Raw genomic sequence first — 24,872 nt, 5'->3', positions numbered from 1 at the left:
ACGTCACCCCTGCGATTTTTTTCTTCTGAAGCCAAGCACCCCGACAACAGCGCTTACCGCCAGACAGAGGCCGGCAAACAGGTCGCCGTAGCGACTGTAGAAGGTTGCACCCGTTCCGAGTCGCACCTCGCCGGTCAGGACTGCTTCCTGGAACAGCCGGGTCGCCGCCCGCACATGGCCCCGGCAGTCGATTATGGCGGTGATCCCCGTATTGGTAGCCCGCACCAGGGGAACGCGGTTCTCCACGGCACGGAAGACGGTCATGGAGAGATGCTGATAAGGGGCCGACGAACGCTTGTACCAGGCATCGTTGGATATGTTCACCAGCACCCGGGCACCGGCCTGGACATAAGCGCGGGACAGTTCGGGGAAAATCCCCTCGAAACAGACGAGGACCCCGATCATCCCCTTGCCGGTGTCGAGGGGGATGGCCCGTTCCCCCGGCGAAAAATCGCCAATCCCCTCCACCAGCTTGTGGACGAAAGGGATAAACCTGGCAAGGGGAACGTACTCGCCGAACGGCACCAGGTGTATCTTGTCGCTTCGCCCCACCGCCTCGCCGGTCGGCGCCAGGAGAAAAGCACTGTTGAGATAATGCTTCCCGCGGTCATCTTGCTCGAATGCGGGGCTGCCGAACACCAGAGGGGTTTTCAACTCCCTGGCCAGGTTCCTGATCCGGGGAGTATAGGTGGTGTCGTTCTGGAAAAAGAACGGCGCGGCGCTTTCGGGCCAGACCACCAGATCGGTTTCACCATCGGCCACCGCCTGGCGGGAGAGCCGCTCGTAAATGGCGACCGTCGCCTCCTGGAAAGCCGGGTCCCATTTCACATCCTGGGATATATTCCCCTGGATGAGCGCCACCCTGAACGGCTTACCCTCTTCAGGCTGGCGCAGGCGGTAAAACCCGTAGCCGACCATGGCAACGAGAAGAACGAGCAGCACCACGGCCCCCGCAGTCGGGTACCCTTCCCGCTCCCGGCCGAAAAGCCCCCGCAGGATGCGATAGACGACCACGTTGGCCAGGACGATGGCGAAACTGAGCCCGTACACGCCGGTAATATCGGCCACCTGAATGAGCGGCAGGGTACGGAACTGGGAATAGCCGAGACTTGCCCAGGGAAATCCGGAGAGGAGAAAAGAACGGAGATATTCCAGACCGACCCAGAGCACGGGAAGCGAGACAAGCGACGAAACACCCGCCAGTTCCCCCCTCCGCATGAGCCAGACCGGCACGGCCACGAACAGGGCAAGGTAGGCCACCAACAGGAGGTAGAGACAGCCGCTCACGCTCCAGTGGAGCTTGCCGTAGGTGACCATCACGATATTGAGCCAGTAGAGAAGCCCTGCAAAAGCGGTCGCCCCGCACACAAAGCCCAGCTTGAAGGCCTTCTTCGGACTCTTTTTCCCCAGCGCCAGGAGAAGGGGGACAAAGGCGAACCAGGCGAGCAGGGAAAGGGCTGGTTTGGGAAAAGAGAGGGCAACCAGCACGCCGGACAGCAGCGCAAGCAGGTAATCGCGGCGCGGAATGGCATTGAAATCGGGCATATTGAATCTGCGGTAGTCCACTACGCTTCCGTATCCTCTGTTTCGGGCAGGATACGGGCAATCCTGACCTTGCTGACTCGTCGCTCGTCCGCCTCCAGCACCGTGAACCGGACAGTGCCGTTACCGATCTCTTCACCCACCGCCGGGATCCGGCCGGTAAGGTGAAACAGCAGGCCACCGACCGTATCGAATTTCTCCCGCTCGATCTCGATGCCGAAGTGCTCTTCCAGTTCCTCGATGGGGAGCCGACCGTCCACCACCAGCGAACCATCCGCCTCCTGCATCAGCCACTCCTCTTCCACGTCGTACTCGTCCTGGATGTCGCCGACGATCTCTTCCAGCAGGTCCTCGATGGTGACGAGACCCGAAGTCCCGCCGTACTCGTCGACCACGACGGCCAGATGGATCCGTTTTTTCTTGAATTCCTGGAGCAGTTCCTCCAGGTTCTTGGTCTCGGGGATGAAGTAGGGGGGGCGCAGGATTCGTTTCAGGTCAACCGCCGATTCGTCCATTCCCCAGTACTTGAGAAAGTCCTTGGCGTAGATCAGGCCGATGATGTTGTCCGTGGTGCCGTCGTAGACCGGAAGACGGGAATGACCACAACCGACGATCGCCTGCAGCACCTCCTGCACCGTGGCATCCACCGGAACGCAGGCCATGTCGGTGCGGGGGACCATGACCTCCCGCGCCGTCGTGTCGCGCAGGGCAAAGATGGAACGGATCATCTCGTTTTCTTCTTCGTTGATGAGTCCCTCTTCCTCGCCGGCGTCCATCAGGTCCTGAATCTCTGCCTCGGTGATCCTGCGCCGTCCCGACAAGAACCTGCTCAACGCCTCCAGCAAACCCGGTCGTTTCCTGCCAGACCCTTCTTCCACAACCCCGTTCCTCCTGAAAAATTCAATTATGCATGTTGAATTATGAATTTTGAATTGAAACCTACGTTGACAGCATAATGGTAAGCTTGCAAATGTTCTTTGTTGTTACTTCATAATTCATACTTCACAACTCAACCGTTATCGTAATGTACGAAACAGCAGCATGACGATGAGCGTGATGATCGTACCGGTTACCGCACCGAGGAATACCTCCCGCAGGGTGTGGATACGGAGGAGTAGCCGGGAGTGGCTCACCATCACAGCCATGGCGATGACCAGGATGGAGGTGATGGGATCCTGGGTTATGACCGATACCAGCGTGGCAATGGCAAAGGCGACCGCCGCATGCCCGCTCGGCAGCCCCCCTTCCAGAGGTGTCCCCCTGCCGGAGACCGCCTTGAGGATCACCACCGCAATCACTACCATGAGGAGCGAAACCACCGCCACCATCTCGGTGGGAGTACCTGCCATGCCGAGCGCCTCCTTGTAGATGGGGAAGATGTACCGGGAGAGGATCAGGTAGCCCATGACCGCCGCGCCGATGGAGGCGACGAGGACCGCTCCCGCCGCCACATCCTTGGCTATCTTGGCCACGGGATGATACTCCGGGCTGACCAGGTCCACCACCGCTTCAATGGCGGTATTCAACAGCTCGGCAAACAGGACGAAGCAGATGGAAACCGTGAGGAGCGTGAACTCCAGTGGCGAAACACGGAGGAAGAGCACCGCCACGAGGAGCGCAAGGGCCGCCAGGAAATGCCAGCGCATGTGCTTCTGGGTCCGGACGGTATGGATGATCCCCTCGATGGCACAGTTGACGGAATCTATGAAGCGCGTCGGTTTCACATGAACTCCGTTCATTGCGCGGAAGTGCGGAAGAGAGGAAGGCGGGAAGGAAAGACTTGTAACCTTCGCGCTTCCGATCTTCCGCGCTACACCAATCCTTCCCCCTGCAACAGCGCGAATATCTCCCGCTCCTTCTTCTCCATGCGCCGGGCTTCCGCTTCGCCGCTCCGCTCGTGGTCGTAGCCGGCGAGGTGGAGGATACCGTGCAGGAGGAGGAAGTCGAGCCGGGCAGTGAAGGAGATATCCCCTTCCGCAGCCTCCCGTGCACAAGTGTCGGCCGAAATCGCCACATCACCGAGCACGTCGGGGGACACCCCTCCGAACTCCCCCTCCTGCATGGAGAAGGAGATGACGTTGGTGGCCTTGTCCCGTCCCAGGTATTCCCGGTTCAGGATGCGGATACTCCGGTCGCCGACGACGACGACCGACAGCTCGCTAGTGGGTAATCCCAAGGCGCTTAAGATCCTCTCCGCCACTTTTCTCAGGTTCCTGATGCTGATCGGATGGCGCCTCTGGCGGTTCTCGATGGCTATCTTCAAGGGTCTTCTTCCCTCCCGCAATTTTTTCCTTGTACGCCGGCTCCGGGTAATCGATGCGATGGTGGTAGATGGCTCCCAGGATCCGGTTGAAGCTCTTGGCGATCCCATGGAGGTTTTTCAGGGTCAGTTCGCACTCATCAAGCTGGCCGTCGATGAACACCTTGTTGATGATCTTCTGCACGAGCCCCTGGATGCGGGCCGGTGTCGGGTCGGTGAGGGTGCGGGATGCCGCCTCCACGCAGTCGGCCAGAAGCACGAGCCCCGCCTCGCGGGTCTGGGGTTTGGGGCCCGGATAGCGGAATTCCCGCTCGTCCACGACCTTCCCCTCCCCCGCCAGCTTTTTCGCCTTGTCGTAGAAAAAGGTGATGAGGCTGGTGCCATGGGACTGACGGATGATGTCGATGATGGGAAGGCCGAGCCGGTGCTCCCGCGCCAGTTCCACCCCCTCCTTGACGTGGGCTATGAGGATGAGGGCGCTCATGTTGGGGGAAAGCTTGTCGTGGCGGTTTTCCCCCCCCGCCACGTTCTCTATGAAGTAGAGCGGCTTGGATATCTTCCCCACGTCATGGTAGTAGGCTGCCACCCGGGCCAGCAGAGGGTTGGCGTTGATCGCCTCCGCCGCGGACTCCACCATGTTACCGACCAGCACGCTGTGGTGGTAGGTACCGGGAGCCCGGATCATCAGCTCCCGCAGGATGGGAGAGTTGAGGTTGGCAAGTTCCAGGAGTTTGATGTCGGTGGTGTAATGGAAAAGCCCCTCCAGAATGGGAATGATGCCGGTGACGAAGGCCGCGTTGATGACACCGCCGGCCAGGGCGAATAGGATGCAGTAAAGGGACTGCATGGAGAAGAGGCTGTCCCCGACTATCTGGAAGGAGATGGCCAGGGCCAGGTTCGCGACGCTCACCTTCATCCCCGCCTTGTAGATGGTCCCGCGGTCCTTGCACTGCCGAACCCCGTGGGCGCCGACCACCCCGCCGAGGAGGGAGTAGATGACCACCGGGAGACTGTTGTTGAACATGATCCCGAAGAGGGGGGCGCAGATGGCGGTATGAACCAGGGCTACCTCTGAGTTGAGGATGATCCGCACGAGGATGGCGCCGACGGCGAAGGGGAACAGGTAAAAGTAGTTGGCGGTGTCGATGGAGGGGAATATACCCCCCATCACCGTGGAGACGATGTAGACGGTCTTCAGAAGCAGGAAGGAACAGATGGTGATAAACGCCAGGAGCAACAGATCCTTGTTGGACGGATTGAATTTGCGGATGTTCTTGCGGGCAAAGCGGTAGGGGAGATAGAACAGGACCAGCACGAGACCGTAGATGCCGACCCCGCCGACCACCCGGTTCATCCCCTTGCGCGCTTCGGCTATCTTCTGCAGCTTGAGTGCCTGTTCGGCGGTAACCCGCTCCCCGACCCGGACGATCATCTCCCCTTGCTTCAGCTGGAACAGTACCGGCCGCACCGTCTCACGCGCCTGCCGCCTCTTTTCGTCCGTCGCCTCGCGGTTGAAGGTCAGGTTCGGCTTCAGCATCCGTGCGAGGATTTCCTTCACGGTTGTCAGGGTTTGCTGCCCCCCCCCTTGCGATATCCGGGCCCGTTCCAGTAAGCCACGCGCTTCCGCCAGCCCTATGTAAGGGGTTGAATTGCCGGTGGCAATGACCTGCCGGCTGTCCGCATCGACGATGAGGATTCCATGCTCCAGGTCCGAGGCAAATACCTGACGACCGACGACGATCCTTTGGCTGTAAAGCTGGCCGGTAATGCGGCTGATTTCCAGCAGAAGTGCCCGGTCCGACCTGACGGCCAGGAGTGCCCCGAGTTCCACCGGAGACAGTTCCACAGCGAGGGATTTGGAAACCACATCCCGCAGGCTCTTGATGTCGGGCCCTTCCTCCTGCGCCATCGCCTCGCGCACCAGAGCCAGCCCTTTTTCGAACCGCTGGGTGAGTTCCGTGGCCGCACTGACGTTGTAATCGTAGACGAAGGGGACGACGGATTCCGCTTCCGCCCGTTTTTTATCGGTCAGGGGACGGTCTTCCAGCAGGTAGTCCTGGGTGGCACGGATGTCGGAAGTGGCGATATCCCCCACTTTATAACTGACCGCACGGAACTGCTGTCCCGGGATAATGAGGAAGGCGAGAATGGCGGCTGCAAGAAAGAGGAGGATGAAGCGGTTGCGTTGCTCATGTCGGCCACCGGCAAACCTTTCCACCAGGGAATCGAGAAAGTGTTCGGCGATGAGTACCAGGGAATTCCGGGCAGGTTTATTCTTGTCACCAGTCTGGGTGGGCATGTGTGTGTGTTCAAACCCCGTCTGTACTGCCGTGGCGGTGGGTTGCGTAAAGGCCTACTATAGCCTTATCACCGATAGCTGTCAACTCAAACCATCCAGCCTAACACCCCACGATTACGGAAAAATCCTTCCCTTTCAGTCCCGTCTGGTATATATAAAAAAACGTTTATACTACAACCCCGGATTGGGGATAGTCACGAGGCAGCGGAAGAGGGCACCCGGAAGCGTACCACTGGTACGTCGGGGAGGCATGCGACGTGAATAATCGAATCGGGCGTTGTATATAACTGTAGACAGGTCAACGGACCTGCCACTCCATATTCATCGCAAGGGGGCATGAAATGAGTCAGATTACCGATGTGTACGCCAGAGAAATCCTCGATTCCCGGGGTAACCCGACGCTGGAAGTAGAGGTCTTCCTCGAATCAGGCGCCATGGGACGGGCCGCGGTTCCGTCCGGTGCATCCACCGGCGAGCGGGAGGCCCTGGAACTGCGCGACGGCGATAAGTCCCGCTACCTGGGCAAGGGTGTTCTCAAGGCGGTCGACAACGTCAACGACATCATCGCGGACGAAGTCATCGGCATGGAAGCGAGCGACCAGGTCGGCATCGACCGGAAAATGCTGGAAATGGACGGAACCGAGTACAAGAGCAAGCTTGGGGCCAACGCCATCCTCGGCGTCTCCCTGGCGGTGGCCAAGGCGGCCGCCGATGAAGCGGGACTCCCCCTCTACCAGTATATCGGCGGCGCCAACGCCAAGGAGCTGCCGCTGCCGATGATGAACATCCTCAACGGTGGCGCCCACGCCGACAACAACGTGGACATCCAGGAGTTCATGATCATGCCGGCCGGTGCGCCCAACTTCCGGGAAGCGCTCCGGATGGGTGCGGAAATATTCCACGCCCTCAAGGGGGTACTCAAATCCAAGGGTTACAACACCGCCGTCGGCGACGAGGGGGGGTTTGCGCCGAACCTGAAGTCCAACGAGGAAGCGCTCGAAGTGATCATGGAGGCGATCGAGAAGGCCGGCTACAAGCCGGGCGAAGAGGTGCTGCTCGCCCTGGACGTGGCATCGTCCGAGCTGTTCAAGGATGGGGTCTACACCCTGGAGAACGAGGCCCAGCCCAAGAAGACCCCCGACCAGATGGTGGACTTCTACGAGAACCTGGTCAACAAGTACCCGATCATCTCCATCGAGGACGGCATGGCCGAAAACGACTGGGACGGCTGGAAGAAGCTGACCGACCGTCTCGGCAAGCGTATCCAGATCGTCGGCGACGACCTGTTCGTCACCAACCCGGCCATCCTCAAGGAAGGGATCCGGAAGGGGATCGCCAACTCCATCCTCATCAAGCTGAACCAGATCGGCACCCTGACCGAGACCCTGGACGCCATCGAGATGGCCAAGCGGGCCGGCTACACCTGCGTCATCTCCCACCGTTCGGGCGAGACCGAGGACACGACCCTGGCCGACCTCTCCGTGGCGGTCAACGCCGGCCAGATCAAGACAGGCTCCCTCTGCCGCACCGACCGGGTCGCCAAGTACAACCAGCTCCTCCGGATCGAGGACGAACTGGACACCACCGCCATCTTCCGTGGCAAGGACGTGTTCTATAACGTGAAAAAGTAACTAACTTTCTTTTGTCGGACTCCACGGGGAGGAGCCGGGGGCTCTCCCGGAGCAAAGGGTCCCGCAAAAAACACCGGCAGAGGTTGGGAAGGAAACCATTCGAAACAGAGGTTCAGCCTGTAGGAATGCCAACCGGTGACGCTTGACGCTTTGCGGAGGGGGAGCCCCCGCCCCCTCCTTACACACAAACCCCAACGAAGGGGCCGACATCCGTGTCGGCCCCTTTTTCCGTCCGCCCCCATCACACCTGCCGGCTATGGTATACTTGGAGGCACCGATACCCCAACCAAGGAGCACCCATGCGCTACTCGCCTCTCATCACCGACCTCTACGAACTGACCATGCTGGCCGGCTACCTGGACGAGGGGATGGACGACACCCCCGCCGTCTTCGACCTCTTCTTCCGTAACAACCCGTTCAAAGGGGGGTACGCGGTCTTCGCCGGCCTCGACACCGCCCTCGCCTACCTGGAGGAGCTCCGGTTCACCGAGGAGGAATTGACCTACCTGGCCGGGCTCGGCCTCTTCCGCCCCGCCTTCATCGATTACCTGCGCGGATTCCGTTTCCGGGGAACCATCACCGCCATCCCTGAGGGGACCGTCGTCTTCGGCCGGGAGCCGCTGGTCACCGTCGAGGGAACCCTGGCGGAAGCCCAGTTCGTGGAGACGGCGCTCCTCAACATCCTCAACTTCCAGACCCTCATCGCCACCAAGGCGGCCCGGGTCTGCCAGATGGCGGGGAAGGCCGCGGTCATCGAGTTCGGCCTGCGCCGCGCCCACGGGCCGGACGGCGGGTTATCGGTCGCCCGGGCTGCTTACATCGGCGGGGCACGGAGCACGAGCAACGTGGAAGCCGGCCACCGGTTCGGCATCCCGGTCAAGGGGACCCACGCCCACAGCTGGATCATGGCCTTCCCGGACGAACTGACCGCTTTCCGCAAGTACGCCGAAGTCTTCCCCGACTCGTGCATCCTCCTGGTGGACACCTACGACACCCTGAAGAGCGGCATCCCCCACGCCATCACCGTGGCGAAAGAGTTGCGGGAGCGGGGACACGAGCTCGTGGGGGTACGGATCGACTCGGGGGACCTGGCCTATCTCAGCCGGGAGGCACGCCGGATGTTCGACGCGGCCGGTTTCCCCCAGGCGAAGATTGTCGCCTCCAACGAGATCGACGAGTACGTCATCGACTCCATCCTCTCCGAAGGGGGGAAAGTGGACGTCTACGGCGTCGGGACCAAGCTCGCCACCGGCATGGGCGAAGGGGGCGGGGCACTGGGAGGGGTGTACAAGCTGGTCAGGATCGGCGACCAGCCCAAACTCAAGGTGACGAGCGACATCGCCAAGGCCACCCTCCCCGACCGGAAGCGCCTGCTACGGGCCGTGGCCCCCGACGGTGCATACCTCATGGACATCATGACCCTCCAGGACGAAACGGTGCAGCCGGGGGACTTGGTCTACAACCCGGCCAACCCCCTGGAGCGCAAGCAGATTCCCGCCGATGCCCGACTTGAGGAGCTGCGGCAGGTGGTGATGACGGACGGAAAGCGGACCGGCATGACGCCGACCCTGGACACCATGGCCGACCGCTGCACCGACCAGCGCGCCCGCCTCCCCCAAGGGTGCCTGCGCCACGTCAACCCCCACATCTACAAGGTCTCCATCAGCCGCGGACTCAACGACCTCCGCAACCGGCTCATGGAGGAGGTGGAACAGGGGTACAACTGACCCAGAACGATGATGATCAATTAACAGGGATGGACAGGATATTCAGGATAAATTCAAAACCAGACTGGTGTAGAATCCTGTTCATCCTGAATATCCCTGTTAATCTGCCGTTGATTTCACCTTATCGAAACACTTTTGAGGTACATCCATGACCAATGATTCCGCCCTTTTGATCGTCGACGTCCAGAACGATTTCTGCCCCGGCGGCGCCCTCGGCGTTACGGAGGGGGACCTGGTCGTACCGGTGCTGAACCGCTACATCGAGCTGTTCACGACCCAGGGACTACCCGTCTTCGCGACCCGTGACTGGCACCCCGCCATGACCTCCCATTTCAAGGCTTTCGGCGGCGTCTGGCCGGTCCACTGCGTGCAGGGTAGCACAGGGGCCGCCTTTCACCCGGACCTTAAACTCCCCCCCCATGCCGTCATCATCTCCAAGGGGATGGACCCGTCCCGGGACGACTACTCCGCCCTCCACGGCATCGCTCCGGACGGCACACCCCTTCCCGACCTCCTGCGGCAGCACGGGGTCAGGAAGGTCTACGTGGGGGGACTCGCCACCGACTACTGCGTCAAGGAATCGGTGCTGGAAGGAATCGCCCGGGGGTTCACCATGGTCTACCTGGCAGACGCCTGCCGGGGGGTCAATCTCCAGCCGGAAGACACGGAAAAGGCCGAGGCGGAGATGGCCCGGGCGGGAGCAGGCACGGCTTCCCTGGTGGAGTTGGCCGCAAAAGGTTAATTTCATTGCATTTACCCGCTAAACGGCGTATATATGGGGTTCCGTCCATCCTTCATTCCATCTATGCAAGGAAGCCCCGAACGCCATGATCAAGACCAACAACCTGAACATCAAGAGCATCACCCCCATCATCGCCCCGGCCGACCTGCGCCAGGTCTTCCCCCTCTCCCTCGAGGCGAGCGAATTCGTCGCCTCAAGCCGCACCCACATCAAAGAGATCCTGAAGGGGAAGGACCAGCGCCTCATGGTGGTGGTCGGCCCCTGCTCCATCCACGACCCGGCCGGCGCCCACGAATACGCCCATCGCCTCGCCGAACTGGCGAGCGAGCTGTCCGACCAGCTCCTGCTGATCATGCGGGTCTACTTCGAGAAGCCGCGCACCACGGTGGGGTGGAAGGGGCTCATCAACGATCCGGACATGGACGGGACCCACCAGATATCCAAGGGGCTCGGCATCGCCCGCGGCCTCCTCAACAAGATCACGGCCCACAAACTCCCCGTCGCCACCGAAATGCTCGACCCGATCACCCCCGAGTACCTGGCCGACCACCTCTCCTGGGGGGCCATCGGCGCCCGCACCACCGAGTCCCAGACCCACCGGGAGCTGGCCAGCGGCCTCTCCTTCCCCATCGGATTCAAGAACGGCACCGACGGCAACCTGCAGATAGCCATCGACGCCATGATCGCCGCCCTCCATCCCCATCATTTCCTCGGCATCAACCGCGAAGGGCTCTCCTCCATCGTCCAGACCACCGGCAACCCGGACGTCCACATCGTCCTGCGCGGGGGAAAGAAGCCGAACTACGCGCCGGAGGACATCAAGAAGACCGAGGAGATGCTGGAGAAAAACGGCCTTTTCCCCACCATCATGGTGGACTGCAGCCATGGCAACTCGGAAAAGAACCATGAGAAGCAGCCCCAGGTGCTGGAAAGCGTCGTCGACCAGATCGCGGCGGGCAACCGCTCCATCTCCGGGGTGATGATCGAGAGCTACCTGGAGGCGGGCAACCAGCCGATGCCGGAGAACCCGAAGCAGATGAAGTACGGCGTCTCCATCACCGATAAATGCATCGACTGGACAACCACAGAACACATCCTGCGCCAGGCCCACGCCAAGCTCAAGGCCTGCGGCGGACGGCGGCTGGCGTAGGACTTCCCCACTATCTATGCAACAAAAAAGGCTCCTTCAGGCGAAGGGGCCTTTTTTGTTGTGTCATGGAGGATACCGGTGGCGTACGGAGAACAAGAAAAACCGGGGATTCAGGTACCAGTCTCGACAACTCTCATTTCTGAACTACTAACCTTGATGCCACGTTTTGTGAGTGCCTGGTGTAATTTCAGCGCTTGGCGCACATCGGCATCGCATCCGGCAGTTACCCGCCAGACTTTCAGCGGGACCAAGACTCTGACGATTTGCAGTCCTTCCAGTCCTTTAGCCGCAAGCCGTTTCTGTTCCCTCCTGGCGCTTTCCTCTGACATGAGAGAGCCTGCACATACGCAATAAGAGTCGCCATCCCTGGCTATGAATGCATTCTTGGTGTGGCGGGCAACCTGGGCCCGTCTCAGCTCGGCCGGCTTTGTTTCGGCGTAGCTGGCAACGAGCAAACGGAAGACCTCTACCTGTTTTGTTGCTGCGGTCACATCCGGCTTCACGCCAGCGGCTCTCACTTTTTTCACGACAGCGTCGAGCTTTTTCCGGTTCACCGATTCCCCAACTACCAGAAAAATGCGCTCGTGCGATTTTGCCCGTGGCGTAGCCACCGGGGCAACTTTGTCAGACAGGATTCCGGTAGTTACGGGGAGCGGAGAAGGTGTCGACTTCACAGCCGGAGTAGACGGCGTAACCGTTTCAGTCGGTAAAGCCGAAGCGGCCGGGATTGCCGGCTTATCCGTGACAGGCACAGAATAAGGCTCCGTCGGTCGGGCCGCCATGTTGATCAGCAACCCACGGGAATTATGTGTTGCCTCGATACGGGAGGGAAGTGGCGTCCCTTCCGTTGGCACCACGATGACTCTTAGAAAGTCGTCATTATTAACGAATAAAACCTTGGCGATACCTATTTTGTTGATATCGATCATGTCTGCACCCAGAGCATTTGCCGCATGAGGGATATCAATTTCAAGGCGGGCCGGCGGGGAAAGAACAGTGCGTTTCTCGTAAGAGACCGTCCCTGTTAATACCATCTCCAGCGTGTTAGCCTGAACGATCATCCTGATGAGCACTTTTTTCCCTTTAAACGACTTGACGGTGTCCTTCTTTGCCACCCAATGTGTCTGCTCCTCCCGGGTTTGAGCGGGTGCATCAGCCGGTTTGGTAATCGGCTCTGCCCCGGCAATCGCTGTTGAGCCCAGAATCACTGAAACAACAAGTAACCGTCGAAGAACACTATTATTCATATGTGCCCCACCTCATCGTTGACGTAACTCTTGCCGGTACAGTGCACTACACGTCGCGTGTCACTACCAGCACTCCCTATTTATATCAGAATACGAAAAATTTGTTAGGTTCCTTGAATATTTTTGCCCGTCTCCTGCCTACCACCATCAAATTTATGGGAGCCATTTGCAGCCCGTATTCGCGCAAGGTCATTCGTAAAGAGAGTGGGCATGCCGCCTGAATTCGATCCCGCTGTCGCTCTCATCCGGCAATTGCAGCTTGTCTACAGAAACCGCCGCTTCCTGCCGTTACAGCTCCCCTCCTCGCGATTGCCCACAGTGTGCGGACGCAGGGGTAAAATCTTCCTTGACACCCGCCACGGAGAGGATTACAACCATCTAATCGAAGAGATAACTGTATGCACAGGGGAAGAGTTGCATGGACCAGCCCAACGCCCTCAACCAGACCGCCCGCACCGGCTCAATGCCGTGCGGGCGTTTTTCGTGTCAATTCATACACAGGAAACGGGTTTAGTTGATTACCCTAATCTTAATTCGACAGGGCAATACGACGGAACGGAATTGTAAAAGCATCTAGATTTAGATACTTGCATCTAAATATAGATACACCGGCCTAACCGGTGATTTACGAGTTATGCGAAAAGAAATGATGATAAATCGATTAGAACGACTACTCCCTTTAACACTTTCCTTTGTGGGTGGTTGGCTTGCCTATTCAAGTGTGAAGGTTGCTATCAAGAAAGAGATTTCCGATTCTGTCGAATTAATCATTGGAGCAGTACTATTCGGTGGTTTTTCGATATGGCTTGCGAAAGAAGCAATCTTAAGCAACCGCCGACTAGGGTGGCTTACCTCGGCTGGATTACTTTTTTACTGTATGCTACGACACATGACACCACTTCTTGCTCAAGGATTCGCGCATACTATTGGTAAAGCATATTTAAACTATGATGCCAGCTATGGCGAACCTGTGACTTACATTGCTCTCTCAGCATTTTACGCCTTCACTGGGTACTTGTGTTTGAAGAAGTCAAAATCAGCGCATAACCAGGAAGATACACCTGATTCAAAAGCCGTCAGGTGATCTCCCACACCGTTGGGCAGCAGCGATGGCACTCCCATACATGCATAATTGAAGGCGTGCCTGTGTTTCGTCAGGCAACTACATGGAGGCAGCTATGACAGACGAGAAAAGCGTACTCGTGATTGGTCTGGATCCAACACTGATTGATTTCTCACAACCCGGCTACGCGCCGGGCATGGACGCAACGAAGGTACTTGCTGGTCTCAAGTCCTCTGAAGACGAATTGACTCGTCTCGGGTACAGTGTGCAATTATGTTTAACCGACTTTGGCGAAACTGCGGAGGCAGTTGTTCAAAGCCAACTCAAGCAGAAGCGGTTCAATTGCATCCTTATCGGGGCCGGTGTACGAACGAATCCAAGTAACTTCATGCTGTTTGAGAAGTTAATCAACGTGGTGCATGAACATGCACCTCAAGCCAAGCTGTGCTTCAATACGATGCCGAGCGATACAGCAGCGGCGGTAAAGCGTTGGCTATGAGTACTGTGATCTTTTACGAGTAAGATTATAAAGAGCATTATATGATTATCAGGTCTCAACCATTAACAATAAACAGATTCAGTCAGTATGTGTTGAGAGTTGAGACCCCCTATTCATGTGCAGGCCTTGTCGGAACCATCCTGATAAATCAATTTTTGTAGCACTTGGCGGCAATGCTAGATAAATGCAACAGCTAACCAGCGGCGGCACACAGGCGCTGACGCGCTTGTTCGCCCCCACGCCGTTATTCCCCACCCAAAACGGAGGGTTGCTTATGAAGCTGCTTCGACTGTTCGTTACCGGTTGTATGCTGTTTCTGCTTGCCGGCTGTTTTCAGGTGACGACGGTCGTTCGCGTCAATCCCGACGGAAGCGGTACGGTCGAAGAACGGGTGCTCCTCAGCAAAAAGATAGTCGCCCAGATCGAGGAAATAGTGCGCAGCTTTGACGGTGACAAGGGAAAGGGCAAACCCTTCGATCTGTTCCAACCGGACCAGCTCAAGGAACATGCCCGCTCCATGGGGAAGGGTGTCACCTACCGTGCGGGGGAAAAAGCGGAAACCCCGGACTATTCGGGCTATACGGTAACGTATGCATTCAGGGACATCAACACGCTCAAGCTCAGCCAGCAAAGTGGCACCCCGACCGGCAACAATGAAGCCAAGTCCCTCCCCCTGAATTTCCGCTTCAAAAAAGGGCCGACGGCAACCCTGACCATCCTGCAGCCCAAGACGGACACATCCAAGACAGCCCCTGCCGTGCCCGACGGGGAACCGGCCCCCCCTGCCGACATCCCCCCCCGGATGTCCAACGAAAAAACGAAGGAATTGATGGAGATGTTCATGGGGATGAAGTTTGCCCTTGCCGTCGAAGTGAACGGCACCATCCTCAGCACCAATGCCACCCACCGCGACGGGAATCGCGTGACTATCGTCGATTTCGACCTCGGCAAGCTTGGCAACGCGACACCGGATGAACTGGAGAAGTTGGGCCTGATGAAGAGCGGTTCGCTCGAAGATGCAATGGAACTCGCGAAAAACATCCCGGGCGTAATGTTTGATTTGAACGAAAAGGTGACGGTGGTTTTTGAGAAAGGGAAGCCCTGAGGAGAAGGGTCGCGTCTCCAAGCGCAAGGGATCGACCCTTTGGCATCAACTCAACGGTAAAAAAGCACGTGAATTTCTACGGGGGGTACACTCATGCCGCTCATTCGGATTGTCTGCGATCAGTGCGGGTTCACGGTGGAAAAGCCCGCCTCCGCCTTGCCGCGCCAGCGCGTCAACGCCACCTGCCCCAGGTGCAAGCATGTTTTCTCTTTTGACCCCGCCCGCCTGGCGCAGGATGCGCCGACAGTCGGCACAAAGCCTCCGCAACCCCCGCAGGAGCCGGATGAAGAGCGGATAACCCTCAAGGGGGGGATTGACGCCCGGGCCAACAAGCTCCTGTTCTCCCTTTTCCTGGTGCTGATCCTGGTCACGGTCGGCGTAAGGCTCTGGGCCGATGCCCGCTACAGGGCCGTCCCCTACCCCAACCTGCTGGCCGCATCCGCCGATGGAGTCGCCGTCGTCAGCGGCCAGGCAGTCTACCTCTTTGCGCCGGACGGGACGCTTTCCCGCACCTACCCCATTTCCGCCGACATCCTCCCCACCCAGCTCTTCTGGGACAAAGGCGCCCTTTGCCTCGGCGACCTGAAGAGCAAAACCATCGTCATCCTCTCACCCGCCGCCAATACTGTGCGGAAACTCACCGGGGCAACCATCAACGCCCAGTTCAAGGTCGCCCGCGAACCGGGCACCGGCCGTCTCTTCGTCAGCGACAGCGCCAGTCACCGGATTCTCGTCTTCGACGAGGCGGGGACATTCCTGCGCAGCTTCGGCCGGGAAGGGAAAGGCCCGGGGGAGTTCCGTTTCCCGAACGAACTGGCCTTCGACGAAGCGGGACGGCTGCTGATAGCCAACACCAAACTCCCGTCCATCGAGGTGTACACCCCCGAAGGCCAGTACGTGAGCACGCTGGTGACCCCTTCCGGGGACAGGGTCTACCGCTATCCGACCGATTTCGCCCTGACCCCGGACCGGCTGGTGGTCCTTGAAAACGACGGCTTCCTGGAGCGCGCGAAGGTCAGAACCTATGACCGCAACGGAGGGAAAACCGGCGATCTGTCCCTGGGAACCGTGAGCGTGGTGGGGGATCTCGTTGTCGATGGGGAGCGAATCTACCTGAGCGATTGCGCGGGGCGGCAGCTCCTTGCGTTTTCCCTGGCGGACCTGCGCCCCCTCGGCCCGGTCAGCCCCCAGTTTGCCGCAAAGTGTGCGGAATGGCGGCGGGAAGCCGCCTTGTTCAAGAGAATTTCCCTGGGGTCGCTGGTGGCCCTGTTCCTGTTCTGCGCGCCGGTCATCTTTTTCTACCTGCGAATGAAACGGGAGGAGACGAAGGAACTCTCCCGCGTGGATGTGGGGCCGCTGGCCGGCAAAAGCAACCGTGAAGCGGCGGTCGCCCCTTCCGCTGAGTTGGTCCTGGGAACGCCCCAGCATGAGAGGCTGCATATAATCGGCCTGGCCCTCCTCGGCACCGGCGCAGTGTTCATCACCCTGACTGCGGCGTTCGCCGGGCTGTCCCTCCCCCTGTCATACCAGATATCCGCCATATTCGTCGCCATGATCGCCTTTCTCGGGGGGTTCATCCTCCTTATCAGGTCCGGCGGCTTCTCCAACTGGAAACGTAAGCAGACGTCGAAAACCCTGCAGCGCATAATCCGGGACGGCAAGCTGGCACTGCTGCCGGGCGAACGGCTGGAACGGGTGGCCCTCGCCCAGCACGGCCAGTCGGCCCAGGCCCTGGTGCTGGTCATCTTTACCGACAGGCGCCTGCTCCACTATTTCCTCAACTGGGGGAGGATAGTGCGCATCGAACAGATCCCCTTCGAGGCGCTCCGCGAGGTCAAGCCGCCGCCGGAGGGGATGTTCACCCTACTGCACAGCCTGCAGGTGACGTTCATCGCCAACGGCCCGACCCGCACCTTCAAGTACTACGACCAGAAAACCGATTTTCTCCGGCTCCTGGAGCGGGAGTTCTCCGGGCGGCTCGGCAGGGCGAGCGGCCTCCCCCAGGGGGATCTCTGTCTCTCCTGCCTCCAGATGTTCCAGGACAAATATTGCGCCACCTGCGCCACGAAGCTGGCCCCCGACCAGCGGGCGATGTGGCTGTCGTTCCTTTTCCCCGGCCTGGGGCAACTGCGTAACGGCGAGCTCCAGAAGGGGCTCATGTTCACCGTCATGACCGTAATTTCCCTTTTGGTAGGCTATCTCGGGATCAAGGAGTGGTTTTTCGAAGGGGCCGACCTGAACCTCGGCCAGAAACTCAACATCGGCACGCTGGTGGTCATGGCACCGATCTGGTATGTCGCAAATATAGTCGATGCCCACCGCTCCAGTATCCGCGGGCGCAAACCGGAGTGAGGTCGCCCACAAACGGCTCTTGTCACCCAGCAGGTTTGACATGTGAAGGAGGAGTGACCCATTATGCCCGAAACACTGACTGACCATCAGACCGTCGCCCTGGAAGAAGCGGTCATCAACAACACCTATGAGATTGCCGCCCTCTTCAACATCCTTGAACGGAAGGGGTTGATAACCCGCAAGGACCTTACGGAGGAGGTCAAACGGATCAAGGAATCCATGAGTGAAATGATCGTCACGTACAAGTGATTTGAACAGACAGTACCTGACACCGGTACCACGAAAGGCCCCGCCAATCCCGGCGGGGCCTTTTCTGTCACCGCATCACAGCTTCAGCAGCACCATCCCCGACGCAGGGTCGTACTCCCGGACGGCCGTGACCCCCGTGATCTCGGTGATGACCGCTTCGAGGACCAGGAACACCTCGGAAGCTTCCCGCAGACAGCCGACCCGCACCGCATCACCCTTGCCGAAGGAGCCGTGGAAGTGGACCTTCGGCCGGTCCCCTTCCCAGAATATGGTACCGAAGCCCACCGCCTCGTGGCTTTCAGCCAGCTGGCGCCAGACCGGGACAGGTGGCATCTCCTCCGTTTCCGGCCCCACCACGAAGCGCCCTCCCTGGAGTGCCCCCACGAGGTGAAAGGCGGCAGCATGAAGCCCCTCCCGGCTGGCGATCTCTTCGAGTCCGGCCAGGACGTCCTCGCCATGATTGAACCGGGCCACCACGATGCGGCCCGGAGTTCCTAGCTGGTAGTCCATGGAATGGTCCTCCTCCTACCTGTAATGCCTTGAACATGAACGGGACGAAGACCATTGTCAAGAGCGGTGTCGTTCCTTTCGCGAGGGTCAGTGCAAAATATTTCAATTAGCCGTCAATACATTACAGAAACATGAAATAGCACTGTGCAATTAAATAGCTGTTTTATAAGCATAAATTCACTAAAACCGGCAAAAAACCATTTGACAAAAAGTTACGAAGTATTAAAACTTGCATCGTGTATACATCCAGAATTGGGAGTTCATGCTGGGATGTATCAGACTTGGATTTCCGTTACCGCTACCATTGACTCCCTGGGGAGAGAAAGGAGAAACCGATGAAAAAAGCCAAATACGTTGCCCCAAAGGTTGTCGGCAGTGCCACCGTCCATCCTTGTTGAGAGACATGGGCCGCACCGGGTACAGGCGAACGCGCACGTACCCGGTGCCTCACATCATCGCAGGATGCACGTACCGTCGGGTACATTCCGCTGACCACACTACCATAACCCCGCACCTTTTTTGCGTTTCCGGCAACCGGACATAAAGAACCCACTATTCTGCGTACGTACGACGAGGTCTGACCGGCTCGCACGTACGAGGAGGCATTACCGATGAAGACACAGCAATGGGCTACTCTCGTTTCTTTCTGTGCGATGGTACTCTTGTTCTCCGCCGGCCTGGCGGAAGCTGCCAATGGCACGCTGAAATATACCTTGAAATACAAGGACCCTGCCACCGGGGTTGAAACGAATCTGCCCTATGGGTACCTCTATCTCCACGATGCGACCAAACCGCCCCCCATGGAGAAATTTTTCACCAAGGCGGATTATATCAGCCTGGTTTCTTTCGGTAACGGCACCTACTCGGATCCGAATGTCCCTGCGGGAACCTGGTACATCCGCATCATACAGAGAAAAGGGGCCATAAGACCCTATGGGCCGCCGGAAATCGGTGACTACACCTGGATGCAAACGGCCCCCATTACGGTCACGGCCGGCAGCACGCTGAACCTCGGTACGCTCTACGCCTATCCGTTTACGGCAGCGCCCATCACCATCACCGGCACCGTCAAGTCGCAGACCGGCACGCCCCTGGCGGGCCGTTACGTACGGGCACAAACCGAACCGTGCAGAGACGACGGCTATAATTACGATATCAACCAGTGTGGTCCGGTCAAGCTCCTGGCCCTGCAGCCCACCGACGCCAACGGCGCCTATACGCTGCAGATAAAAGATCCCGGCACCTATTACCTGTACACCTCTCCCTGCATTACCGCCGACTACTCGGCATACACCGGCAACCGGTGCGGCTACACGGCCGCTCCGACGAATCCCGTAACAGTCAAAATAAGGGATGTCAAGACGGTTGACCTGGTAGCTCCCTGACACATGCCGTGGGGGAGAAACCGTCACGGATTTGAGACGACAAGCAAGTAACTCTTTACAAATAACGAAGGGATGGCGCCTACCGACAATAATCGTGGGTAACAGGGGGGCAATGATGAAGACGAAACCGTGGGTTGTTCTATCACTATGTGCGCTGTTGACCATGTTCTCCATCGGCCTGGCAGAAGCCGCCAATGGCACGCTGAAATATACCTTCAAATACAAGGACCCGGCTACCGGGGTAGAAACGAACCTTCCCTACGGGTTCGTCTATCTCCACGATGCAACCAAACCACCCCCCATGGAGAAATTTTTTACCAAGGCGGATTATATCAGCTGTCGTTCTTTTGGTAACGGCAACTATCTGGACCAGAATGTCCCGGCAGGGAAATATTACATCCGCATCGTGCAGAGAAAGGTCATAGGGGGGGCCACAAGGCCGTACGGGCCACCGGAGGCGGGAGATCTCACCTGGTTCCAGACGTCACCCATTACCATCACGGCCGGCAGTACCCTGGATCTCGGCACCCAATACGCCAATCCTTTCGGATCGACCATCACCATTACCGGCACCATAAAGAATTCGAGTGGAACGCCCCTGGCGGGCCGTTATGTAAGGGCACAGACGGAGCCGTGCCTTGAAGGGGGGTTTGATTACGGCCCCAACCAGTGTGGCCCGGTCAAGTTCCTGGCCCTGCAGCCCACCGACGCCAACGGCAGGTACACGATCGTACTGAGAGATCCCGGCACCTATTATCTCAGCACCTTTTCCAGTTGGGACACCACGCCCGGTTGCTCGGGGTATTGCGCCGCCCCGATCATAGGTACCGGTTATCCGCAACCCGTTTCGATGCACATGGGTGAAAACAAGACGGTGGACATAGTTTCCTACAGGTAACGGGGATACCCATGAAATTCGCCCTACTCTGTGCCATTGTCCTTTCGGCAGCCACGGCCGCAGCGGAAACGGTAATCATCGAATATCCGGACCATTATTATGTCGAATCGACCGGAACCGCCGAGGCAAAATCCGCGCCTTCCCGTGAAGGGAGTGCGCCTCCCGCCAGGACAGTGCCCGCACCCGAGCAGGAAAGCAGGGCTCCGGCCGTTGCGGCAAGGCCTGTCACCAACTTTGACAATGATCCGCAACCTGTCGCACCTGCCGAACGGCGGGCATCCATGGAGAAGGAGATACAACGATTGCAGGGGCTGCGCAGCGAGTTGATGACTCCACGGGAAGGGGAGACTGCCGACCAGGCTGAGCGCAGGCAGCGCGAGGCAGAGGGGAAACTCAGGAAAATAAACAGGCTGTCATCGGAGTTGCTGAAGATCGCGCCTGGGCAATGAATGTGGGACACCATCGTTGCCCGTAAACGGAAAACCCCGCCTGAACAAAGGCGGGGTCTATTGGTAGTAAAAAGCCCCTCCTTTTTGGAGGGGCTTTTGTTATCCACGAATCCATAAAAGCCTATATGCCGCAACCGCAGCCGCGATTGCACTTGGCGGTCGGCATGTGGAGCGCCTTGACGAAAGTGGCATCGGCCGCCTTGCGGAGTTCGTCCACCACATTCTGGGGAACCGACGAGTCGAGGGAAAGGATGACCATCGCCTCACCCTGTTTCTCCCGCCGCCCCAGGTTCATGGAGCCGATGTTGATGTCGTGCTGTCCCATGATGGTGCCGATCCGGCCGATCATGCCCGGACGGTCCTCGTAGTTCAGGAGCAGCATGTGCTCCGCCGGGGCGAAGTCCATGGCGTAGTCCCGCAGCCGGACGATACGCGGCGCCCCTTCGAACAGGGTGCCGGAGATGACTTTCCGCTTCCCCCCCTCTCCTTCGATGACCAGCGTGATCAGGTTGGAGAAGGCGTCGGTCTGGGTCGATTTGGTCTCCTCGATGGCGATCCCCATCTGCTCGGCGATGAGGGTGGCGTTGACCATGTTCACGTCCTGGTCCACCCTGCGATTGAGGAGCGCCGACAGGCCGCAGACCGAAAGGGGAGTGCAGTCGTAGTGGGCGATGTTGCCGGCGTAGCCGAAGGTGACCTTCTCCAGGTTGCTGTCCACCAGCTGGATCCCCAGGTCGCACATGACGCTCATCAGGTTGAGGAATGGCCGCATCTGGTCCATGAGGGCCATGTCGAAGCGAGGAATGTTGACCGCATTCTCCAGCGGCATCTCGTCCAGGTAGTTGAGAATCTCCCGGGAGACGTCCACCGCCACGTTGATCTGGGCTTCGACGGTGTTGGCCCCCAAGTGCGGGGTGACCACCAGTTTTTCCTGGGCGATCAGCTCCTTAAGGATGTCCGTCTTCGGCGGTTCCTCGCTCCAGACGTCCACCGCCGCGCCGAAGACCTTGCCGCTCTTCAGTCCCGCCAGCAGGGCCGCCTCGTTGATGATGCCGCCGCGGGCGGCGTTGACGAGGATGACACCGTGTTTCATCATGGCCAGTTCCCGCTCGCCGATCATGTCCCGGGTTTCGTCATTCAGGGGGGTGTGAAGTGTGATGATGTCGCAGTTCTTGTAGATCTCGTCGTGGGATACGAGCTTCACTCCCAAGTCGTGGGCGCGCTTGACGGCAATGTAGGGGTCGCAGGCGAGCACGTCGCACTCGAACGCCTTGAGGCGCGTGGCGACACGACCACCCACCTTGCCGAGGCCGATGACGCCGGCGGTCTTTCCCTTCAGCTCGACGCCGGTGAAGGGGGCGCGCTTCCATTCGCCGCTCTTCAGACTGGCGTTGGCCTTGGTGATATTGCGACAGAAGGCGAGGAGGAGCGCCATGGCATGCTCGGCGGCACTGTTGGTATTGCCGAAGGGGGCATTCACCACGATCACCCCGCGGGAACTGGCGTAGTCAACATCCACGTTGTCGATGCCAACCCCGGCCCGGGCCACCAGCTTAAGCTTCTTGCCCGCATCCAGGACGTCCTTGTCCACCGTGGTGCCGCTCCGGGTGATGATGACGTCATAGTCTCCGATGACGTTGAGCAGCTCTTCCTTCTTCAGTCCGAGCCGGACGTCCATCTCGACCCGGGGGTCCTGTTTCAGCAGTGTCAGCCCTTCCTGGGCCACCTCGTCGGTAACGATAACCTTCATTGCCGCTCCTTGGATAAGAGATTTGGAAATGTGCGCCATGGAACCGTACGGCGCATCGTCGTCCGGAAAGAAAGGAGCATAATAGACCCGTCGGCAAAAAATTGCAAGACCGGCCGCCCCGATTCGTGGTATACACTTGTCGAATCCGCGAGGGGGGTATCCCGTGGAGCGAATGTGACCGAGTGTCAGCCGATGTAGGCGAAATTGAGCAGAGCCGGCCGATCGGCCGGCGCGAATGAGCCGAACAGCGGCGGCGCGAGGGGACCTTGAGCAGAACGGGAAACCCACCTGAAGCGCAAAAAGCGGTAATTGATGGCAGTGAGCCTTCCCATGAAACCTTACAAACCCTTTCACATCGTCCTCGTGGAGCCGGAAATCCCCCCCAACACCGGCAACATCGCCCGCCTCTGCGGCGCCACCGGCACCGTCCTCCACCTGGTGGGGAAGCTCGGCTTCTCCACCGACGACCGGCAGCTGAAAAGGGCCGGCCTCGACTACTGGGCCGCGGTGGAGATCCACTACTGGCCAGACCTTCCCGCCCTCCAGGCAGCCTATCCCGCAGCACGCTTCATCTACACCAGCAAGAAGGCGGCCCTGTCCCACGTGGCCATCCGGTATGAAGCGGGTGACTTCCTCGTCTTCGGCAAGGAGACCAAAGGGCTTCCCGATTCCCTCATCGACGCCAATCCCGCCACGAGCGTCCGGATTCCCATAACGGGCTCGGTCCGGAGCCTCAACCTCTCCACCGCCGCGGGCATCGTCCTCTACGAAGCGCTGCGCCAGACGGGACAACTGGAAAACGAGGGGTCAGGGACCGGGGATTAGGGACCTGGAAAAGCAACCAACCTAAACAAAGAAGGGCAGGCGATGAGCCTGCCCTTCTTTGTTTGGATGTGAAACCTCATTCGGCTGTGCAAAAAGCTCCAGCTGCAAGGCTTGCGAGTCATGGGGAATGAGGCGTACATAAAGTACGCCGCAGTGACCCATGGCGAGCGTAACGCAGCAGATGGACTTTTTCCGCAGCCGCGACTACTTCTGGTCGATCCCCGAGAGCTTCCAGGGATTATTCCCCACCGGTCTCGTAAAGGTCCAGTACTCCTCGAATTTCACCGGGTCGGTCTTGCTTCCCGCCACCACCTGGCCGGTGGTATCGTCGGTGGTGTAGTCCAGGAGGTTGGCGTAGATCAGGGCGGTGATGAAATCCTGCCCCGACTCCTGCCACGCCTCCGCCACCTCCACGCTCCGGACGGCGATGTTCTCGAGCCGGTTCACTTTCTTGTCAGCCAGGAGTTTGCCGATATCCTCCTGGAATATCCGCCGCATCTCGTCGGTGAGAAGGTTCGTCACCGGTGCCAGGTCCCGGTTCATCCAGGCCCCCTGGATCTTGAAGAAGATGTCCATGACGTTGTCGTTGAAGCGGTTCTCGTCGAAGGATGCGTCCATCTGGCGGATGTGTGCCAACCCCGTCGCCACGTCGGCCGGTTCCGGCTCATAGCTCTGGGGAACCGCCTGTACCGGCTGTTGATATCCACCTTGACTGTAATAGGTCTGGCTCGACTCGGACGCCTCTCTCCTGCTCTTCACTATCCGGTAGATGAAGTAGCCGATCCCCGCCAGGAGCAGGATCTCGAACAGGCCGATGCCACTCCTCCCCATGCCGCCGCCACCACCGAAACCGAGGCTACGGAACAGCATGCCACCGAGCATACCGCCGACCAGCCCTCCTGCCATATTCCGCAGGAAACCGCCCCCCGCAGGCTGGGGCTGCTGGAAGGGTGGCGGCGAGGTTGGCTGCGACGGAGGCGCAACCTGCCGAGACGGAGCTGGCTGGCTGGACGGGCTTGCAGGGGTTGAATAGCTTCGGGAGCCGCGGCTCCCGAAGGACCGTCCGCCACCGGCCCGGGCCGACGCCTCCATCTCCATGACGCTCAGGGAAAGAAACAGTACGGCGATTGCCATTGCAAAGAGTTGTCCTGTTTTTCTTTTCATTGTTCAAAGTTCTCCATGGGTTGTG

The 24,872-nt window shown here is 59.1% G+C and carries 23 protein-coding genes; 13 read left to right on the top strand and 10 right to left on the bottom strand.

The genetic code is table 11. The annotated features are described in order from the left end of the window. Window positions 1-3: 3 nt before the first annotated feature. The 5 genes from lnt to LDN04_RS09965 all read right to left on the bottom strand — a co-directional run bounded on the left by lnt (window position 4) and on the right by LDN04_RS09965 (window position 6,101). The gene (lnt, locus tag LDN04_RS09985) at window positions 4-1,566 is read right to left on the bottom strand and encodes an apolipoprotein N-acyltransferase (protein WP_223909580.1); all 1,563 of its coding nucleotides are present in this window, start codon (window positions 1,564-1,566) and stop codon (window positions 4-6) included. Then, complete coding sequence (locus LDN04_RS09980) at window positions 1,566-2,420, bottom strand: hemolysin family protein (protein WP_223909577.1); 855 nt, start codon at window positions 2,418-2,420, stop codon at window positions 1,566-1,568. The genes lnt and LDN04_RS09980 overlap by 1 nt, the downstream gene beginning before the upstream one ends. A 138-nt stretch (window positions 2,421-2,558) precedes the next feature. Then, window positions 2,559-3,266, bottom strand: a complete 708-nt coding sequence (locus tag LDN04_RS09975) for a diacylglycerol kinase (protein ID WP_223909574.1) — start codon at window positions 3,264-3,266, stop codon at window positions 2,559-2,561. Between the two features lie 86 nt (window positions 3,267-3,352). Further along, window positions 3,353-3,805: an rRNA maturation RNase YbeY gene (gene ybeY / locus LDN04_RS09970; RefSeq protein ID WP_223909573.1), complete on the bottom strand. Its 453-nt coding sequence runs from the start codon at window positions 3,803-3,805 to the stop codon at window positions 3,353-3,355. Beyond that, complete coding sequence (locus tag LDN04_RS09965; protein WP_223909566.1) at window positions 3,702-6,101, bottom strand: HD family phosphohydrolase; 2,400 nt, start codon at window positions 6,099-6,101, stop codon at window positions 3,702-3,704. Before LDN04_RS09965 ends, ybeY begins: the two co-directional genes overlap by 104 nt. Window positions 6,102-6,442: 341 nt before the next feature. Here LDN04_RS09965 and eno point away from each other — a divergent pair, with 341 nt between their 5' ends. From eno to LDN04_RS09945, 4 genes are all read left to right on the top strand, one after another. Further along, complete coding sequence (eno, locus tag LDN04_RS09960; protein WP_223909562.1) at window positions 6,443-7,732, top strand: phosphopyruvate hydratase; 1,290 nt, start codon at window positions 6,443-6,445, stop codon at window positions 7,730-7,732. A gap of 299 nt (window positions 7,733-8,031) precedes the next feature. Beyond that, on the top strand, window positions 8,032-9,459 hold the full coding sequence (locus LDN04_RS09955) for a nicotinate phosphoribosyltransferase (protein WP_223909558.1): 1,428 nt from the start codon (window positions 8,032-8,034) through the stop codon (window positions 9,457-9,459). Window positions 9,460-9,607: 148 nt separating this feature from the next. After that, the gene (pncA, locus tag LDN04_RS09950) at window positions 9,608-10,201 is read left to right on the top strand and encodes a bifunctional nicotinamidase/pyrazinamidase (RefSeq protein WP_223909556.1); all 594 of its coding nucleotides are present in this window, start codon (window positions 9,608-9,610) and stop codon (window positions 10,199-10,201) included. 85 nt (window positions 10,202-10,286) lie between these two features. Next, the gene (locus LDN04_RS09945; RefSeq protein ID WP_223909553.1) at window positions 10,287-11,351 is read left to right on the top strand and encodes a 3-deoxy-7-phosphoheptulonate synthase; all 1,065 of its coding nucleotides are present in this window, start codon (window positions 10,287-10,289) and stop codon (window positions 11,349-11,351) included. A gap of 110 nt (window positions 11,352-11,461) precedes the next feature. Here LDN04_RS09945 and LDN04_RS09940 read toward each other — a convergent pair whose 3' ends face one another. Continuing rightward, entirely contained in the window at window positions 11,462-12,598 is a 1,137-nt protein-coding gene (locus tag LDN04_RS09940; protein ID WP_223909550.1) for an AMIN domain-containing protein, read from the bottom strand. 634 nt (window positions 12,599-13,232) lie between these two features. On the opposite strand from LDN04_RS09940, the gene LDN04_RS09935 reads away from it, so the two are divergent. The 5 genes from LDN04_RS09935 to LDN04_RS09915 all read left to right on the top strand — a co-directional run bounded on the left by LDN04_RS09935 (window position 13,233) and on the right by LDN04_RS09915 (window position 17,866). Further along, complete coding sequence (locus LDN04_RS09935; RefSeq protein ID WP_223909546.1) at window positions 13,233-13,682, top strand: hypothetical protein; 450 nt, start codon at window positions 13,233-13,235, stop codon at window positions 13,680-13,682. Window positions 13,683-13,776: 94 nt separating this feature from the next. Continuing rightward, window positions 13,777-14,160 (top strand): hypothetical protein, encoded by a 384-nt coding sequence (locus tag LDN04_RS09930; protein ID WP_223909543.1) that lies wholly within the window; start codon window positions 13,777-13,779, stop codon window positions 14,158-14,160. 274 nt (window positions 14,161-14,434) lie between these two features. Then, window positions 14,435-15,265 (top strand): hypothetical protein, encoded by an 831-nt coding sequence (locus LDN04_RS09925; protein ID WP_223909540.1) that lies wholly within the window; start codon window positions 14,435-14,437, stop codon window positions 15,263-15,265. 93 nt (window positions 15,266-15,358) lie between these two features. Continuing rightward, window positions 15,359-17,617 carry a 6-bladed beta-propeller gene (locus tag LDN04_RS09920; protein ID WP_223909537.1) on the top strand — a complete coding sequence of 753 codons (2,259 nt, stop codon included), beginning with the start codon at window positions 15,359-15,361 and terminating at the stop codon, window positions 17,615-17,617. A gap of 63 nt (window positions 17,618-17,680) precedes the next feature. Beyond that, entirely contained in the window at window positions 17,681-17,866 is a 186-nt protein-coding gene (locus LDN04_RS09915) for a hypothetical protein (RefSeq protein WP_223909535.1), read from the top strand. A 75-nt stretch (window positions 17,867-17,941) separates the two neighbouring features. Here LDN04_RS09915 and LDN04_RS09910 read toward each other — a convergent pair whose 3' ends face one another. Next, window positions 17,942-18,376 carry a PPC domain-containing DNA-binding protein gene (locus tag LDN04_RS09910; RefSeq protein ID WP_223909534.1) on the bottom strand — a complete coding sequence of 145 codons (435 nt, stop codon included), beginning with the start codon at window positions 18,374-18,376 and terminating at the stop codon, window positions 17,942-17,944. A 611-nt stretch (window positions 18,377-18,987) separates the two neighbouring features. Here LDN04_RS09910 and LDN04_RS09905 point away from each other — a divergent pair. From LDN04_RS09905 to LDN04_RS09895, 3 genes are all read left to right on the top strand, one after another. Beyond that, window positions 18,988-19,761: a carboxypeptidase-like regulatory domain-containing protein gene (locus LDN04_RS09905; RefSeq protein WP_223909532.1), complete on the top strand. Its 774-nt coding sequence runs from the start codon at window positions 18,988-18,990 to the stop codon at window positions 19,759-19,761. Between the two features lie 115 nt (window positions 19,762-19,876). Continuing rightward, entirely contained in the window at window positions 19,877-20,659 is a 783-nt protein-coding gene (locus LDN04_RS09900) for a carboxypeptidase-like regulatory domain-containing protein (protein ID WP_223909531.1), read from the top strand. 11 nt (window positions 20,660-20,670) lie between these two features. After that, the gene (locus LDN04_RS09895) at window positions 20,671-21,108 is read left to right on the top strand and encodes a hypothetical protein (RefSeq protein ID WP_223909529.1); all 438 of its coding nucleotides are present in this window, start codon (window positions 20,671-20,673) and stop codon (window positions 21,106-21,108) included. Window positions 21,109-21,229: 121 nt separating this feature from the next. Here LDN04_RS09895 and serA read toward each other — a convergent pair whose 3' ends face one another. Then, window positions 21,230-22,858, bottom strand: coding sequence for a phosphoglycerate dehydrogenase (serA, locus tag LDN04_RS09890; protein WP_223909527.1), 1,629 nt, complete (start codon window positions 22,856-22,858; stop codon window positions 21,230-21,232). A gap of 185 nt (window positions 22,859-23,043) precedes the next feature. Then, the gene (locus LDN04_RS09885; RefSeq protein ID WP_223909524.1) at window positions 23,044-23,190 is read right to left on the bottom strand and encodes a hypothetical protein; all 147 of its coding nucleotides are present in this window, start codon (window positions 23,188-23,190) and stop codon (window positions 23,044-23,046) included. On the opposite strand from LDN04_RS09885, the gene LDN04_RS09880 reads away from it, so the two are divergent. After that, window positions 23,189-23,683, top strand: coding sequence for a tRNA (cytidine(34)-2'-O)-methyltransferase (locus tag LDN04_RS09880; RefSeq protein ID WP_223909521.1), 495 nt, complete (start codon window positions 23,189-23,191; stop codon window positions 23,681-23,683). The two genes, LDN04_RS09885 and LDN04_RS09880, sit on opposite strands and share 2 nt — an antisense overlap. Window positions 23,684-23,887: 204 nt before the next feature. Here the strand turns inward: LDN04_RS09880 and LDN04_RS09875 are convergent, their stop codons facing one another. Beyond that, window positions 23,888-24,847, bottom strand: a complete 960-nt coding sequence (locus tag LDN04_RS09875; RefSeq protein WP_223909518.1) for a Tim44 domain-containing protein — start codon at window positions 24,845-24,847, stop codon at window positions 23,888-23,890. Window positions 24,848-24,872: the final 25 nt, after the last annotated feature.

Source organism: Geobacter sp. AOG1 (genome assembly GCF_019972315.1).
Classification (GTDB): Bacteria; Desulfobacterota; Desulfuromonadia; order Geobacterales; family Geobacteraceae; genus Geomobilimonas.
The sequence above is the reverse complement of the archived record's forward strand: the minus strand, read 5'-3'. Positions and strand labels throughout refer to the sequence as shown.